15 protein-coding genes are annotated in these 15391 nt (G+C 64.3%); 3 read left to right on the forward strand and 12 right to left on the reverse strand.

From position 1 onward, the window contains the following. Positions 1-27: 27 nt before the first annotated feature. Complete coding sequence (gene rpe / locus BRA1253DRAFT_RS35775) at positions 28-729, reverse strand: ribulose-phosphate 3-epimerase (protein WP_007602383.1); 702 nt, start codon at positions 727-729, stop codon at positions 28-30. 250 nt (positions 730-979) lie between these two features. Here rpe and BRA1253DRAFT_RS35780 point away from each other — a divergent pair, with 250 nt between their 5' ends. Further along, positions 980-1780, forward strand: coding sequence for an EF-hand domain-containing protein (locus tag BRA1253DRAFT_RS35780; RefSeq protein ID WP_007602385.1), 801 nt, complete (start codon positions 980-982; stop codon positions 1778-1780). A 12-nt stretch (positions 1781-1792) separates the two neighbouring features. Here the strand turns inward: BRA1253DRAFT_RS35780 and BRA1253DRAFT_RS35785 are convergent, their stop codons facing one another. From BRA1253DRAFT_RS35785 to BRA1253DRAFT_RS35795, 3 genes are read right to left on the reverse strand one after another with little or no spacing between them, the layout of a single operon-like run. Next, positions 1793-2005: a KTSC domain-containing protein gene (locus BRA1253DRAFT_RS35785; RefSeq protein WP_007602387.1), complete on the reverse strand. Its 213-nt coding sequence runs from the start codon at positions 2003-2005 to the stop codon at positions 1793-1795. Between the two features lie 50 nt (positions 2006-2055). Next, the gene (locus BRA1253DRAFT_RS35790; protein ID WP_007602390.1) at positions 2056-3051 is read right to left on the reverse strand and encodes a P1 family peptidase; all 996 of its coding nucleotides are present in this window, start codon (positions 3049-3051) and stop codon (positions 2056-2058) included. Positions 3052-3109: 58 nt separating this feature from the next. Next, positions 3110-5920, reverse strand: coding sequence for a PAS domain S-box protein (locus tag BRA1253DRAFT_RS35795; RefSeq protein WP_007602391.1), 2811 nt, complete (start codon positions 5918-5920; stop codon positions 3110-3112). Between the two features lie 238 nt (positions 5921-6158). Between BRA1253DRAFT_RS35795 and BRA1253DRAFT_RS35800 the strand changes: the two genes are divergently transcribed. Next, positions 6159-6551, forward strand: a complete 393-nt coding sequence (locus BRA1253DRAFT_RS35800; RefSeq protein WP_007602393.1) for a response regulator — start codon at positions 6159-6161, stop codon at positions 6549-6551. Between the two features lie 76 nt (positions 6552-6627). Here the strand turns inward: BRA1253DRAFT_RS35800 and BRA1253DRAFT_RS35805 are convergent, their stop codons facing one another. From BRA1253DRAFT_RS35805 to BRA1253DRAFT_RS35825, 5 genes are all read right to left on the reverse strand, one after another. Next, positions 6628-7746, reverse strand: a complete 1119-nt coding sequence (locus BRA1253DRAFT_RS35805; RefSeq protein WP_007602405.1) for a branched-chain amino acid ABC transporter substrate-binding protein — start codon at positions 7744-7746, stop codon at positions 6628-6630. A gap of 159 nt (positions 7747-7905) precedes the next feature. Beyond that, complete coding sequence (locus BRA1253DRAFT_RS35810; protein ID WP_007602407.1) at positions 7906-8646, reverse strand: ABC transporter ATP-binding protein; 741 nt, start codon at positions 8644-8646, stop codon at positions 7906-7908. Then, positions 8643-9476, reverse strand: a complete 834-nt coding sequence (locus BRA1253DRAFT_RS35815; protein ID WP_007602409.1) for an ABC transporter ATP-binding protein — start codon at positions 9474-9476, stop codon at positions 8643-8645. Before BRA1253DRAFT_RS35815 ends, BRA1253DRAFT_RS35810 begins: the two co-directional genes overlap by 4 nt. Next, the gene (livM, locus tag BRA1253DRAFT_RS35820) at positions 9473-10792 is read right to left on the reverse strand and encodes a high-affinity branched-chain amino acid ABC transporter permease LivM (protein ID WP_007602411.1); all 1320 of its coding nucleotides are present in this window, start codon (positions 10790-10792) and stop codon (positions 9473-9475) included. The genes BRA1253DRAFT_RS35815 and livM overlap by 4 nt, the downstream gene beginning before the upstream one ends. Before the next feature lie 11 nt (positions 10793-10803). Beyond that, on the reverse strand, positions 10804-11721 hold the full coding sequence (locus BRA1253DRAFT_RS35825; RefSeq protein ID WP_007602412.1) for a branched-chain amino acid ABC transporter permease: 918 nt from the start codon (positions 11719-11721) through the stop codon (positions 10804-10806). Between the two features lie 343 nt (positions 11722-12064). On the opposite strand from BRA1253DRAFT_RS35825, the gene BRA1253DRAFT_RS35830 reads away from it, so the two are divergent. After that, entirely contained in the window at positions 12065-12601 is a 537-nt protein-coding gene (locus tag BRA1253DRAFT_RS35830; RefSeq protein WP_007602413.1) for a hypothetical protein, read from the forward strand. Here BRA1253DRAFT_RS35830 and BRA1253DRAFT_RS35835 read toward each other — a convergent pair. From BRA1253DRAFT_RS35835 to BRA1253DRAFT_RS35845, 3 genes are all read right to left on the reverse strand, one after another. Continuing rightward, positions 12563-12955, reverse strand: a complete 393-nt coding sequence (locus tag BRA1253DRAFT_RS35835; RefSeq protein ID WP_007602414.1) for a carboxymuconolactone decarboxylase family protein — start codon at positions 12953-12955, stop codon at positions 12563-12565. The genes BRA1253DRAFT_RS35830 and BRA1253DRAFT_RS35835 overlap by 39 nt on opposite strands. Before the next feature lie 103 nt (positions 12956-13058). Continuing rightward, entirely contained in the window at positions 13059-13841 is a 783-nt protein-coding gene (gene pcaD, locus BRA1253DRAFT_RS35840) for a 3-oxoadipate enol-lactonase (protein WP_007602415.1), read from the reverse strand. Between the two features lie 35 nt (positions 13842-13876). Beyond that, positions 13877-15232: a 3-carboxy-cis,cis-muconate cycloisomerase gene (locus tag BRA1253DRAFT_RS35845; protein WP_007602416.1), complete on the reverse strand. Its 1356-nt coding sequence runs from the start codon at positions 15230-15232 to the stop codon at positions 13877-13879. Positions 15233-15391: the final 159 nt, after the last annotated feature.

Raw genomic sequence — 15391 nt, forward strand, 5'->3', positions numbered from 1 at the left:
CGCACGTCTGCGGAGCCGAGCGGGCCCTCAGATCGCCTCGCCGCGTGCAGCCGCGGCGGCGTTGCGGATCGCGGCGATGTTGGTCTTGTAGGCGTCCTGCGTGCCGCCCCTGAACACGGACGTGCCGGCGACGAAGGCGTTGGCCCCGGCCGCGGCCAGGGGACCTGCGACGTCGGCGCCGACGCCGCCATCGACCTCGATGTCGATCGGGCGGCCCGCTGTCATTGCGCGGATGTCGCGGATCTTGCCGATCGCGGAGGGGATGAAGGCCTGGCCGCCGAAGCCGGGATTGACCGACATCACCAGCACGAGGTCGACCAGGTCCAGGACGTATTCGAGTGCGCTGATCGGCGTGCCCGGATTGAGCGAAACGCCGGCCTTCTTGCCGAGTGCGCGGATCGCCTGAAGCGAGCGGTGCAGATGAGGACCGGCCTCGGCATGCACGGTGATGTGGTCGCAGCCGGCTTTCGCGAAGGCCTCGAGATAGGGGTCGCAGGGCGAGATCATCAGATGCGCGTCGAAGATCTTCTTGGTGTGCGGACGCATCGCCTTGATGACGTCGGGGCCATACGAGATGTTGGGAACGAAGTGCCCGTCCATGACGTCGAGATGGATCCAGTCGGCTCCGGCGGCGTCCACGGCGCGCACCTCCTCGCCGAGCCTGGAGAAATCCGAAGCCAGGATCGAGGGCGCGATTGCCAGGGGGCGGGGAGCGAAGGCTTGGGTCATGGCGGTTTCCCGTGGCGGCCGTGAAAGATGGACTCGCCTAACATGGGCCTCTCAGCCGGGCAATGCAGGGGCGGCGTGCTTCCTGTGGGCGGAAATTTCTGCCGCGCCCGGCATGAATTGCCGGTGTTCCCGGCCGTGCAAAGTGCGGTGAAAGCGGATTTCATTGAGCTTTTTGCGCTGGCACGGCGCTTGCTGACTTCACCTGAACAGAACATTGGCCGCGGCATGCCGCATCGGTTGGAGTTGTGCAATGTTGTTCGCTCTTGGGGCCGTATCGAGCGCGCTCGACGCGATCCAGTCGCTGACAAATTCGAAATCGTCCACGTCGACGCAGAAGACGGGGTCCTCGCAAAAGCCTGCGACCAATCCGTTCGCGATCGACAGCGGCAGCAACAGCACGACCGGCGCGACCTCATCGGTCAATGCGGGCAAAACCCCGCAGATCTCGCCGGAGACGATGAACGCGCTGTTCGCCGCGCAGAGCCAATCCTCGGACAGTACGAGCAGCACTGCCGGCTCGACCTCGTCGAGTTCGACGTCCTCGTCCTCGTCCTCGACGCGCCGCGACGCCGCCCTGAAGGATCTGTTCTCGCAGATCGATGGCGATGGCGACGGCAAGATCACCAAATTGGAATTCGAGAATGCGCTCGGTGCCGGCGGCACCAACCTCGCGCAGGCCGACGACGTTTTCTCGAAGCTGGATTCGAACACGGACGGCAGCGTCAGCCTCGATGAGATGTCGAAGGCGCTGAAGAGCGGCCATCGCGGCCACCATCACGCGCAAGGTGCGGGCGATGCGTCCGGCAGCGGCTCGGATTCCTCCTCGCAGGCCAAGGGCGGCTCGACCTCGACCTCGACGACCGGCGCCGACGGATCGACCACCACCACCGTCACCTACGCCGACGGCTTCAAGATGTCGACGACGGTCCCGGGCGCCTCCAGCTCTCGTAATTCGGCGTACGATCTGTTCGCGCAGTTGATGCAGCGGCAGGGCGGGCAGGGACAAGGCGCCTCAGCGACTGCAGGTTCATCGATGTCGATGAGCGTGTAACCCTGCTCACGGCTAGCCCGCATATTCGTGAGTGATGTCACGGTAGACATACCGATCGCGGATCTCTTGATTGAAGAAGGTACCCTTTGAGCGCGCGGCCTTGAATGCGGCGGCGACCTCGGGCGGGACGTCCTCGTAGACATAGAGGCGTCCGCTGACGAAAGTCACTTTCAGTTCGCGCGTCGCGGGCGCATAGCGGACAAACCGGATCACGGAAGACGGCATGGCGGTGCGCCTCGTTCCCTCGGGGTAACGCCGTTTCCGCCATTTCGTTTCTAGCCGAACCGATCCTTCCACGCCGGCAGTGCGCCGGCAAACGGCAGGGCCGTCGCATTATAGACGCCGCGAGCGATCGCGCGTGCGACCACGTTGGCGGCGACGGTTCCGAGCTCGGTGAGGCCAACCAGCGGCTCGATCGGCTTCTCGCCCGTTGCGGCGGCGAACAGCACGTCGCCATCGGTTGGAGCATGCACCGGATAAATCGCACGGGCGAACCCGGTATGCGCGATCATCGCAAGCCGCTTGGCCTGGGCCTTGGTCAGCATGGCATCGGTAACGACGAGGCCGATCGTGGTGTTCTCACGCGCGCTCGCGGCGGGTCCGCCCTTGATGCGCATCGCCAGCATGTCCGGCGTGAACGCGGACGGCAGACCGCGCCCGCCGAACTCGCCGTTCTCCTCGAACGGCGCAGCCCAGAACCAAGGCCCTTCGCCAACGGTTGTGCTGCCGACCGCGTTGACGACCATGATCGCTGCGACCTTGATACCATTGGCCAGGACCGCGGAGGCCGACCCCAGTCCGCCCTTGAAGATTGCGGTGGTGGCTCCAAGGCCGGCGCCGACGCTGCCCAGTGCGAAATCGTCGCGGGCGGCCAACGCTGCGGCGTAGCCGAGATCGCGATAGGGCGCGAAGCGTCCCCAAGCCTTGTTGCCACCGTTGAGCAGGTCGAAAACGATCGCGCCCGGCACGATCGGAATCACCGCTTCGCGAATCCGAAGGCCGCGGCCTTGTTCGGCGAGCCAGGCCTGGATGCCGCCGCCGGCGTCGATTCCAAAGGCGGAGCCGCCGGACAGCGCAATCGCGTCAACGCGATCGACGGTGCTGGCGAGGTCGAGCAACGCGTCTTCGCGCGTGCCGGGTCCGCCGCCGCGAACATCGATGGCCGCAACCGCGGGGGCGTCGAAGATGATTGCGGTCGTGCCAGTGGCGATTTTCGCATCCTCGGCATGGCCGACGCGGACGCCGGCGATATCGGTGAGAAGGTTTTTCAAGGCGGCTCCGAAGGCTGAAAGGCGCTCGCTTCAGCGATATCGCAGGGATGCCGCAGGCTCAACCCGCGAGCGCGGTCCGCAGCATCTTGGCGAGTTCGGACTTGCGGTAGGGCTTCGCCAGCAGCAGCACGCCGGAATCGAGCCGCCCGTGATGGACGATAGCGTTCTCGGTGTAGCCCGAGGTGAACAGCGTCTTCAAATCGGGGCGGCGGCGAGCCGCCTCGTCGGCGAGCTGGCGGCCGTTCATGTTGCCGGGCATGATGACGTCCGTGAACAGCAGGTCGATGTTCTTGTCGGCGTCGATGATGACGAGGGCCTCGGCCGCGTTGGCGGCTTCGAGGGCAGTATAGCCGAGGCTCTTGATCTGAGTCACGACATATTGCCGTACCAGCGCGTCGTCCTCGACGATCAGGATCTTTTCGCGGCCGCCGGTGACGGGTGCGTTCTGGAGCGCCTCGAATTCGGTCTCCTGCACGCCGCTCGAGCGCGGCAGGTAGATCTTCACGCTCGTGCCGTGGCCTTCCTCGCTGTAGATCTTGATGTGTCCGCCGGACTGCTTGACGAAGCCGAACACCATGCTGAGCCCGAGGCCGGTGCCCTTGCCGACCTCCTTCGTGGTGAAGAAGGGATCGAACACCCGGTCCATCAACTCCGGCGGGATTCCGGAGCCGGTATCGCTGACGGCGATCATGACGTAATTGCCGGCCACCACGTCGGGATTCATGCTGGCATAGCCGTCGTCGAGGAAGATGTTGCGGGTCTCCAGCACCAGCGTGCCGCCGTCGGGCATGGCATCGCGCGCGTTCAGCGCGAGATTGAGGATCGCGGTGGAAAGCTGACCCGGGTCGATCAGTGCCGGCCACGCATCTTCGGTGAGCTGCGGCATGATGGTGATCTGCTCGCCAAGCGTGGGATGCAGGAGCTTTGCGGCCTCGAGCGTCAATGCGTTGACGTCGATTTCGCGCGGCTGGAGCGGCTGCTTGCGGGCGAAGGCGAGCAGATGCTTGGTCAGTTGCGCGCCGCGCTCGGCGGCGTCGTCGATCAGCTTGGTGATGGCGGCGAGCTCGGGACGGTCAGCGACCGCGTCCGCCAAAATTCCGATGGTGCCGGTGATGACGGTCAGCACATTGTTGAAGTCGTGCGCGACACCGCCGGTCAGTTGACCGATGGAATCCATCTTCTGGACGTGCCTGAACTGCGCCTCGGCTGCCTGCTTCTCGGTGAGGTCGCGGCCGATGAAGAAATGGCGCTTGACCGGCTCGGACCAGGTGCCCATCCAGTTCAGCGTGACCTCGTGACCGTCGTAATGGTAGTAGCGTGCCTCGAAGCTGCGCTTGACCGCGCCACGCCGCGCCGCGCGCATCTCGTCGCGCGTCTTCTGGAGGTCATCGGGATGAATGAACTCGGTGGCGCTGTGCCCGATCATGTCTTCCGGATTCAAGCCGAGAATGGTCTTCACGCTCGGGCTGACCTGGATGAAATTGCCAAAACCGTCGGTGACCAGGATCAGGTCCTGTGAGGTCTCGAAGATCCGCTCCCGCTCCTCGACCTCGCGGCGCAGTTTTTCTCGTGCCTGCTTCTCTTCCGTGATGTCGTGGGCGATCTTGGAGGCGCCGATGATCTCTCCGCTGGCTGTTTTGAGCGGAGAAACATTGAGGACGACATCGACGCGCCGGCCGTCCTTGCGGATGCGGACCGTCTCGTGCTGGGCGATCGTTTCGTTGCCGCCGACCCGGTTCAGGATACCCCTGACCTCGGCCTTGCGGTCCTCCGGCACGATGATGTCGATGGGCTGCCCGATGGCCTCCGCGGCGGCATAGCCGAACAGATGTTCGGCGGCCTTGTTCCAGCCCGTGATGACACCGTCGAGCGTCTTCGTGATGATGGCATCATTGGCGGATTCGACGACGGCGCCGTACAGGGCAAGGCGCTTGCCGTAGTAATCGCGATCCAATGCCGACTGCTGGCGCAGCCTGCCGACGAGGCCCAGCGTGTGCGCCTGGAGGCGGACATTTTCGATCAGGAGCACCGCAAGCACGAAGGTCGCCGCGCAAAGGCCGTAGACACGACCGGCGTAGAAGCCGAGATCGAAGCGCGCGACGTTGACGATCGCCGACAGCGCGATGTCGAACAGCCATGCGCACATCACCACCATGAGCCAGACATCGATGACCGAATGCGGACGGCGGAACCACAGCGAGACCAGCGCGGCGAAGCTCAAGGACCAGACAAAGGACACCACGCCGATCATGATCTGCGTGTAACGGCCATCGCGCAGCAGGACCGGAAGCAGGTCGTGCTGGGCAATGACGGCCCAGGTCAAGACGATCATGACCGCGACGACGCCGACCACGCTGGCGTAGATCGCCTTGCTTGCCGAGCCCGCGATCCTGGCGCCGCCCTCGGCCTCCTTCAGCCAGGCATAGGCCAGCACACAGAGTGGGAAGCCGCCGTGCCAGATCATGTAGAGCCAGACCGTGGTCTGCTGGTTGGCCCCCAGCAACCCGGTCGGCGAAAAGAGTCCGGGGAAGGTGAGGGCGTGGACCACGGCGGCGGCGGCGGTGAACAGATAGCCGGCCGCGAGCACGAGCAGCGCGCGGGTCCTGAGCACCGCAAACTGCGACAACAGCAGGACCGCCGTCACGATGTCCGCGACGACGAGAGCGGATTGATAGCTCGCGACGAAGGCTGGCACAGGCAGCAGCGGGATACCTGCGAAGGGCACGGCCATTGCGAACAGGATCGAGGAGACGCCCACGATCGTCAATGCTGCGGTGCGGTCTTTCGGGGTCGCCGGCAGCGTCGAAAGGAATGTGTTCCGATCGGTCGGCGCGGACACGTGCAGCTCTCGCAGATCGGTCTTGAGCATTTTTGCCAATCTCGTTTGGCTTAATCAGTTTCTGTCCATGGTAGCTAGTTCTGGGCACGCATCATGACAAAACCCACCGCGACTCAACCGAAGGTTACAGCTTACTTAATTTTAGGGGGAACGCGCACGGGGGATCGGTAAGATGCGCTTTACTGGACGGTGCTATAATGCTCTCCCGCTGCTACGGGTTCCAGGTTTGAATCAGGCATTTTGATTTCACGATCCGGGAGTTGTTCCTATGCCCCGCGTTCTCAACATCGACGACCAGAAGGACGTCCGGGCGATGGTCGCGATCGTGCTGCGCGTCAACCGTTACGACGTCGTTGAGGCCGATAGCGGCGCAGCCGGGGTAAAAGCCTTCACCGACGCCCGCTTCGATGCGGCAATCGTGGACATTTTCCTCGGCGATACCAGCGGCGTCGAGGTCATCGCGACCCTGCGCGAGCTTGCACCGACCCTCCCGGTCGTTGCCGTGTCGGGGATGACGGCGCTGGATTTCATGGAACAATCGCCTCACCTTGCCAACGTGGTCTGCCTGCAAAAGCCGTTTCGGCCGAACGATCTTCTTCAAGCGCTAAGGAAGGCCCAAGTCGCGGCGGACGGCGCGCTGCCCGCAGCCGTCTGTTCCTGACGCAGGAAGAAACGCCCCGGGGCAAGCCGGGGCGCGATGATGATTTGATGAGGCCTTCAGGCCCCGGCAACCGTGCTTAGGTGCCGTTGCCGCTGATCGCGGCGTAGCCGCCCTTGGCGTCCCATTTGTAGACGACGTAGTCGAGCTGCTTGATGTCGCCCTTGGCGTCATACTCGATCGGCCCGATCACGGTGTCCCACTTGCCGGCCTTGATGGCCGCCATGACCTTCTTGGCATCTGTGGTGCCGGCCTTCTTGGCCGCCTGCGACCAGACCTGCATCGCCGCGTAGGTGTAGAGCGTGTAGCCCTCGGGATCGATGTTCTTGGCCTTGAAGGCCTCGACGATCTTCTTCGCGGTCGGCTTGTTGCGCGGATCGGGGCCGAAGGTGAACAGCGTGCCTTCGCCGGCCGGGCCGGTGATGGAGGCGTATTCCTTGTCAGCGAGCGCGTCGCCGGCCATCAGCACGGTCTTGAGGCCCTGGTCGCGCATCTGGCGCAAGATCAGGCCGCTCTCCTGATGGTAGCCCCCGACATAGACGAGATCGATGTTGTCGCGCTTCAGTCGCGAGACGATCGCGTTGAAGTCCTTGTCGCCCTTATTGTAGGACTCGTACATCTTCTCGGTGACGCCCGCCTTGTTGAGCGCCTTCTTGGTCTCGTCCGCAAGACCCTTGCCGTAGGTGGTCTTGTCGTTGAGGATGGCGATGTTCTTGCCCTTGTAGTTCTTGGCGATGTACTGGGCGGCGACCAGGCCCTGCTGGTCGTCGCGGCCGCAGACGCGCGCCACGTTCCACAGTCCGCTATCGGTGAACTTCGGATTGGTGGAGGCGGGAGTAATCTGGAGCACGTTGCCGTCGGCATAGGCTTCCGACGCCGGGATCGACGACGACGAGCAATAATGCCCGGCCACGAAGGGGATCTTCGCGCCGGCGATCTTCTCGGCGATCGAGCGCGCCTGCTTCGGATCGCAGGCGTCGTCCTCGACGGACAGCGCGAGCTTCTTGCCATTGAGACCGCCGGCGGCGTTGATGTCGGCTACGGCCATCTCGGCGCCGTTCTTCATCTGGCGGCCGAAAGCGGACTCGCCGCCGGTCATCGGACCTGCGACTGCGACGGTGACATCCTGCGCGAATGCTGCGCTCGACAGCGCGATCGATGCGCCGAATGCCAGACCGATGAGCTTCAGTGATTTCATGAGATACCTCGAGGGTGGTCGCCTGTGGAAGTTACCGGGCATACCCGGTTCAAACCGGCGCCATTCTTGAATGAATTCGAGGAGAAGTCACCGGCAAAATACGGGCATGGGCAGAGATATCTCGCCACATTCGGCAGCACGGGTTCGCCTTGGGCGGCCTCAACCGTGCCGGCCGCCTTCCAGGTAGGCGGCGCGAATCTCGGGGCGCTGCAACAACTCGGCGCCGGTCCCGGCCAGCGTGATCAGGCCATTGACCATGACATAGCCGCGATGGGCGAGCTTGAGCGCATGGTTGGCGTTCTGCTCGACGATCAGCACGGTCAGGCCATCCTGCCGGTTCAGGGTGCGGATCGCATCGAAAATCTGGCGCGCGATCAGCGGCGCCAGACCGAGCGAGGGCTCGTCGAGCAGGAGCAGGCGAGGACGGCTCATCAAGGCGCGGCCGATGGCCAGCATCTGCTGCTCGCCGCCGGACAGGGTTCCGCCACGCTGGCCGTAGCGTTCCTTCAGCCGCGGAAACAGCGTGAACACGCGTTGTAGCGTCGTCTCGCGTTCCGCGTCGGTGCATTCGGTGGCGTCCGCCCCCATCTGGAGATTTTCCGCCACGCTCATGCGCGGGAAGATGCGGCGGCCTTCCGGCGATTGCGCGATGCGCAAATGCGCGATCTCGTGGGTGGGCACTTCGGTGATGTCACGGCCTTCGTACAGGATCTGGCCGGCGCGGGCGCGCGGCTTGCCGAAGATCGTCATCATTAGTGTCGATTTGCCGGCACCATTGGCGCCGATCAGCGCCACGATCTCGCCGGCATTGATATCGAGGTCGACGCCTTTCAGCGCCTCGATCTTGCCGTAGGAGGCGCGAAGGCCGTGGACCGCGAGCAGGGCAGTGGGCGATGTCACGACCCGCTCTCCATCACGGCCACCGCCTCTTCCTCATCGGTGCCGAGATAAGCGGCGATCACCTTTGGATCGTCGCGAACCTCGCGCGGGGAGCCTTCAGAGATCTTCACACCGTGGTCCATCACCACGATGTGGTCGGAGATCTCCATCACCACAGACATGTCGTGCTCGATCAGCAGGATCGAGGTGCCGAGCTCGTTGCGGATCGACAGCAGCAGTTCGCTCAGGGCGGCACTCTCGCGCGCATTGAGCCCGGCGGCGGGTTCGTCCAGGCACAAGAGCGCGGGTTCGGTGCACATCGCGCGTGCGATCTCGAGCCGTCGCTGGTCGCCATAGGCAAAATTACCGGCGGCATCGTCGGCGCGATCGAGCAAATTGACCCGCTTGAGCCAGTCGGTGGCGAGATCGATCGCGCGTTTCTCGGCGCCGCGGTAGACGGGCGCGCCAATGAGCCCGAGCAAGGTGAAGCCGGAGGCGCGCATCAGCGCGTTGTGCTGCGCCACCATCAGGTTTTCCAGCGCGGTCATGCCGGGAAACAGGCGGATATTCTGGAAGGTGCGGGCGACCTTGGCCTGCTTGGCGATGCGGAAATCGTTCAGCCGTTCCAGCGCGATCACCTTGCCGTCGTCATGGCTGAGGCGGATGGCGCCGCCGCTCGGCTTGTAGAACCCGGTGATGCAGTTGAAGACCGTCGTCTTACCGGCACCGTTGGGTCCGATCAGCGCGGTGATCTTGTTCCGCTCTGCAGCAAACGACAGGTCCTGGACTGCGACGATGCCGCCGAAGCGCATGGTGAGCCGGTCGACCTCGAGAATCTGGTCGCGGCTCATCCGTGCCCCTCCTTGACGAGGTCGGATGAGATCGCGTGGGCCTTGGTCAGGTACACGGTCGGTGCGCGATGGCCGATCAGGCCGCGCGGCCGCCAGATCATGATCAGCACCATGGCCATGCCGAACACCAGCATGCGGTAGCTCTCGAGGCTGCGGAACAGCTCGAAACCGCCGATCATGGCGAGTGCGGAGAGCGCCACGCCAAGCTGCGAGCCCATGCCGCCGAGCACGACGATGGCGAGCACCAGCGCCGATTCCTGGAAGGTGAAGGATTCGGGGCTGATGAAGCCCTGGCGGGTCGCGAAGAACGCGCCGGCAAAGCCGCCGAACATCGCACCGGTCGCGAATGCCGTGAGCTTGGTGGTCGTGGTGTTGATGCCGAGCGCACGGCAGGCGACCTCGTCCTCGCGCAGGGCTTCCCAGGCGCGGCCGATCGGCAGGCGGCGCAGCCGGATCGTCACCCAGTTGGTGAGCAGCGCGAGCGCCAGGATCAGGTAGAACAGGAAGACGATGCGGTGGGTCGGCGAATATTCGATGCCGAGCCTGGCGGCGAGCCCGTTGTCGCTGTTGTCGAGGGGGATACCGAAGAAGGAGGGGCGGGGAATGCTGGAGACGCCGTTGGGCCCGCCTGTCAGATCCTGCCAATTGATGATGACGAGGCGGATGATCTCGCCGAAGGCGAGCGTCACGATGGCGAGATAGTCGCCGCGCAGGCGCAGCACGGGGAAGCCGAGCAGCACGCCCCAGAATGCGGCGAGGACGCCCGCTAGCGGCAGGCAGATCCAGAATGACCAGCCGAAATTGGTCGCGAGCAGCGCGTAAGAATAGGCGCCGACCGCATAGAAGGCGACGTAGCCGAGATCGAGCAGGCCGGCCAGCCCGACCACGACGTTCAGCCCCCAGCCAAGCATCACATAGGTGAGCACGAGGATGGCGAGATCGAGGATGTAGCGCTGGTCATAGAAGATCACGGGCACCAGCAGCGTGAAGATCAGGAGCGCCGGTGCGAGATAGCGGCCGAGGAACGACATTCCGCTCTGCACCGCCGGCGGCACCAGCTTCTCGGCGCCCGTTGGACCGATCCATTGCTTGAGCAGCTCGAGCACGATCGAACCGCCGAATACCGCGGCAACGAGGGAGGCGACCTCGCCGAAGCGCGTCCAATAGGTGAGCTGGCCGTCGGAACCAGCTTCGGTGCGGACGCCGACCATCAGCGAGAACAGCACCAGCGCGATCAGCGCGTTGACGCAGGCGGTCTTCAGGAGAGCGGGGATGCCCGATGCAGTTTTGGCCGTATTGATCGAGGGAGTTTTCACGCGCGCGACCGTCAGACTTTTTCGACTTCGGGGCGGCCGAGCAGGCCGGTCGGCATGAAGATCAGCACGACGATCAGGATCGAGAACGCGGCGACGTCCTTGTATTCGACCGAGAAATAGGCCGACCAGAACGTCTCGATCAGCCCGATCGCCAGCCCCCCGAGCATGGCGCCGGGCAGCGAGCCGATGCCGCCGAGTACGGCCGCGGTGAACGCCTTGATGCCGGCGACGAAGCCCATGAAGAAATCGACCAAGCCGTAATAGAGCAGGTACATCAGGCCGGCCACTGCGGCGAGCGCAGCGCCGATCACGAAAGTCATGGAGATGGTTCGGTCGACGTTGACGCCGAGCAGCGCCGCCATGGTCTGGTCCTGCTCGCAGGCGCGCATGTCGCGCCCGAGCCGGGTGCGCGACACCAGCCAGGTGAAGATCGCCAGCAGCACGATGGTGGTGATGACCACCACGATCTGGATGTTGGAGAGCTGGATGACGAAGCCATCGGCGCTCTCGTGCAGCGTATAGCCGCCGGTGATCACTGGCGGCACTGGCTTTACCCGCGCGCCTTGCGCCACCTGCGAATAGTTGGTCAGCACGAACGACATGCCGATCGCCGACAGCATCGGCGCGAGGCGGAAGGAGTGGCGCAGCGGACGGTAGGCGATGCGCTCGATGGTCCAGCCATACAGGGCGGTGACCGCCATCGAGACCAGAATCACGATCAAGAGGATCACCGGGACCGCAGTCAGGCCGGTCGAGACCAGGAGCAGGAAGGTGATCAGCGCGATGAAGCCGCCGATCATGAAGACATCGCCATGGGCGAAGTTGATCATGCCGACGATGCCGTAGACCATCGTGTAGCCGATCGCGATCAGCCCGTAGATCGAGCCGAGCACGAGGCCGTTGATGAGCTGCTGGGCGAAATAATCCATAGGCTGCCGTACCCAAATCTGACGCGGCTCAAAGGGAGCTCTTCGAGAGAGAGTGCTGGTTTCTTCTCGGGCCCCGGCAGCCCTTAAGCATTCTCGTTTTGTAACAGGAGGGAACTGGCGGCTGCAACCGGCCCCGCCTCTGCATCAAGGCTTTTACAGAGATCATTTGGCGCTCTGGTTCCCCCCGCAATGGGCGGAACCGGTTCCCCCGGTGCCCCAATTGCAAGCCTGTGGGTGCCAGTAAGGTAAACAAAGGGTTTAAATTGCCACCACAGTCTGATGCGAGTTAGCTCCCGGCAAAGCCTTCCATCGAAGGCGCGGACCAAACGAAGCGGGAAGCGGCATGTTCGGAAACTGGCGGATCGGTTCGGTCAACGGCGCACTTCTGGCGGCCTATTTCATCCCGGCCTGGACCCTCGTCGCCTTCAACATCATGGTGGCGCCGGTGCACGGCCTCTATGAGCGGCCGAGCGTCGCAGTGGCGCTTTTCCTCAGCGACCATCTCCAGATGGCGGGGATGGACACGGTGCGCGCCGCCTGGCTGCTGGCACTGGGGCGACTGACGGTGGTGGCGTTCTTTGCGATCTACCTTGCGCTGCTCTGCATTCCCCGCATCCGCAAGAACGGGGGTAGCGACGAAGCGCTCGGCATTGCGCTTGCGATCGGCAGCCTGATCTCGTTTGCGAGCATGATCATGGCTTCGAAGGTCGGCGAGATGGCCGCGCTGCGGCTGCACGCCACCGAGCTCCTGCTCTTGCTCGGTGCCGCCATCGTGGTGGTGATCGAACGGCCCGAGGCGGCGCCCAAGATCGTTCAGAAGACCGTAGAGGCCACTCCGCCGCTAGGTCTTGAGCAGGCCGAGCTCCTGCACAATCGCTGAGGCTTCCTTGACGGCGTGGTTCGCCGCCGGCACGCCGCAATAGATCGCCTGCTGCAGCAGGATTTCCTTGATGTCGTCGGGCGTGAAGCCGCCCTCGGCGAGGGCCGCGCGCACATGCAGGCGGAATTCGTCCCATTGGCCAAGCGCAACCATGGTGCCGATCACCAGCACCCGCCGCGTGCGCTCGTCGAAATGCGGCCGCGTCCAGGTCTCGCCCCAGGCGTAGCGGGTGATCATGTCCTGGAAATCGGTGTTGAATGCATTGCGACCCGCGATCGACTTGTCGACCCAGGCATTGCCCAGCACTTTTCGGCGCACGTTCATGCCGGCATCGCGGCGTTTCTGGTCGTCCATTCTCTATCCTCCTCTCCGTCATTGCGAGGTAGCGAAGCAATCCAGTCTGTCACCGCGGAGGGATTTCTGGATTGCTTCGCTGCGCTCGCAATCACGGTTGTGACTAACGTTGCGTCAAAAAGCCCACCACCGCGTCGGTGAACGCGTGCGGCTGCTCGACATTGGAAATGTGGGCGGCGTCGATGATGGTCATGCTCGCGCCGGGAATGCTTGAGCGGATCAATTCACCCGCCGAAATCGGCGTCGCCATGTCGTGGCGGCCGGCGATCACCAGTGTCGGGCTCTTGATCTTCGGCAGCAGCGCGCGCTGGTCGAGCGTCGACAGCGCCTCGCAGCAGGCGAGATAGCCTTCGACCGGCGAGGCCAGCAGCATCGCCTTCATCCTGGCGGTGATGTCGGGCGCGCGCTCGCGGAAATCCTGGGTGAGCCAGCCGGCGATAACGGCATCGGCGACGGAAGCGATGCCGCCCTTCTTCACGGCGTCGATGCGCTCGAGCCATTTGGTTGGCTCGGCATAGTAGCAGGAGGTGTTGGCGAGGATGAGCTTGCCGAAGCGCTCCGGCGCGTTCGCGCCCAGCCATTGCCCGACCATGCCGCCCATCGACAGGCCGCACCAGTGCACTTTCTCGATATTGAGGTCGTCGAGGATGGCCAGCACGTCGCGGCCGAAGCGCTCCATCGTATAGGGGCCAGGCGGAACGTTGGACTTGCCGTGGCCGCGGCGGTCGTAGCGGATGACGCGGAATATCTGCGTCAGTGCCTTCATCTGCGGCTCCCACATCTGCAGCGTGCAGCCGAGCGAGTTTGACAGCATCAGCGTCGGCCCGCCGTCGCGGCCCTCGACGGAGACGTTGATCAGGCAACCGTCGGCATCGATCATGGGCATGCGGGCGTCTCCGTTTATTTGCGATCAGGACTGTTTTATTCGCGTTCGAGGCTGTCGAGCAGACGGTCGATCAGGGCTTGGGAAGCGCCTTGATAGGCCATCGGCTCGAACAACGCCGCAATTTTTTCCGGCGAAAGATGCGCAGTGACCTGCGAATCGGCTGCGAGCACCTCGCGCAGATGCTTCTTCTCGACGACCGCGCGCTTGCTCGCGGCTTCGACGAGATGATGCGCATCGCTCTTGCCGATCGTCTCGGCCAGGGCGAAGGTGACCGCTTCCGCCATGATCAGGCCGTGGGTCGCATCGAGATTGCTGCGCATGCGCGCTGCATCGACATCGAGTCCTTCCGCGATGTCGACTATGGCTGCGAGGGCACCGGAGGTGACCAGCATCAATTGCGGCAGCGTCGGCCATTCCGCGTGCCACGGGCCAGCGCTGCGCTCATGGTCCTGCACCTGGGCCGCGAAAATCGTCGCGGCGAGCTGCGGCGCCATGGTTGCGCAGCCGAGCGCACTTGCGGCCGCGACCGGGTTGCGCTTGTGCGGCATGGTCGAGGAGCCGCCGCGGCCTTCCCCTGCCGGCTCGAACGCCTCGGCAACGTCGGTCTGCATCAGCAGCGAGACGTCGCGCGCAATCTTGCCGCAGCTGCCGGCAAGAATCGCAAAGGCTGATGCGACTTCCGCGATGCGGTCGCGGTGGGTGTGCCAGGGGGCTTCGGGCAGCGGCAGGTTCAGCTCTTGCGCGAGCCGTTCGGAAACGACGAGCCCCTTGTCGCCAAGGGCTGCAAGCGTGCCGGCCGCACCGCCGAATTGCAGTGCGAGGCCCTCGCGGGAGAGCCGCCTGAGGCGGCAGCGGGCGCGGGCGAGGCTTGCGGCATATTCGGCGGCCTTCAGGCCGAACGGCATCGGCAGGGCGTGCTGGAGCCAGGTTCGCGCCACCATTGCCGTGTTGCGGTGGGCCCGCGCCAGTGCGGCAAAGCCCTTGATGGCGCGGCTGAGATCGGCGTCCAATGCATCGATGCCGGCGCGAAGCGTGAGCATGGTCGCGGTGTCGATGACGTCCTGGCTGGTCGCGCCCCAATGCACGTAGCGGGCGGCCTCTGCGTCGGCCCTGCCGACATTGGCGGTCAGAATCTTGACCAGGGGGATCGCGAGATTGCCGGATCGAGTGGCGGCCTCGGCCAGCGCGGCCATGTCAAAGACATCGGCCTTGCACGCGGTTTCGATCGGGCCCACCGCGGACGTGGGAATCACACCCGTGGCCGCCTCGGCTCGGGCCAGTGCTGCCTCGAAATCGAGCATGTTCTGGAGGGTCGACCGGTCGTCGCAGACCGTACGCATGGCCACGCTCGACAGCATCGGCGCGAGCAGGGGGGAGAGGGATGTGCTCATATTGTGCGGGACCTAACCACCATGGCCCGCCTGTGCCAATCCCAAACCGGCGGCGCAAGCTTTTTGCAGTTGCGAATATGCATTGCACGTGACCGAGGCCACCCTTTCTTTTGCCGCCTCCGTGCGGTACTTGAGCTGCCTTATAGTTTAGTTGCGCGA

Origin of the sequence: Bradyrhizobium sp. WSM1253, assembly GCF_000244935.1 — a bacterium.
Taxonomy (GTDB): domain Bacteria; phylum Pseudomonadota; class Alphaproteobacteria; order Rhizobiales; family Xanthobacteraceae; genus Bradyrhizobium; species Bradyrhizobium canariense.